The organism is Streptococcus sp. GMD4S (genome assembly GCF_000296955.1).
The window spans coordinates 1-544 of the sequence record NZ_AJRE01000418.1; the positions used below are offsets into that span (position 1 = coordinate 1).

General features: G+C 33.6%; 1 pseudogene. It reads left to right on the forward strand.

From position 1 onward, the window contains the following. Positions 1-137, forward strand: a pseudogene (locus tag GMD4S_RS10270) (hypothetical protein); the annotation flags it as partial. Positions 138-544: the final 407 nt, after the last annotated feature.

Here is a 544-nt window from a genome sequence, read left to right on the forward strand (position 1 = left end):
TTCAATCAAAAGATGGCTGGAAATACGAAGGTGATTTTGTAAATGGTCAGGCTGAAGGTCAAGGGAAGTTGACTACAGAGCAAGAAGTTGTTTATGAGGGGACCTTTAAACAAGGCGTTTTTCAGCAAAAACAGTAGTCTCCAAGTTAGGAGACTATTTTCAAAGCCTGAAAAGAAAACGCTTTCTTGTCTTGAATTCGATAACTAACTATCAACTAGAAAAACTTTGTGAAATAAAAAAATTTTTTCCATAATTTCACAATCGTCCAGACAAAACTCTATTGTATAGCTATATTGAGAAAAAAATCACAATCTTAGAAAATTTCTTTGTGAAATGCTTATGAAACTGTTTACAAAGCATAAAAAAAGAGTTATAATAAATTTGTGAAATAATTAACAAAGGATAACATCCTTAAAGGCTATGGAGGATAATATGGCTGATAAAAAAACAGTAACCCCAGAGGAAAAACAACTTGCTGCTGAAAAGCATGTCGATGGTCTCGTGAAAAAAGCCTTGGTTGCGCTTGATGAAATGCGCAAGTTGA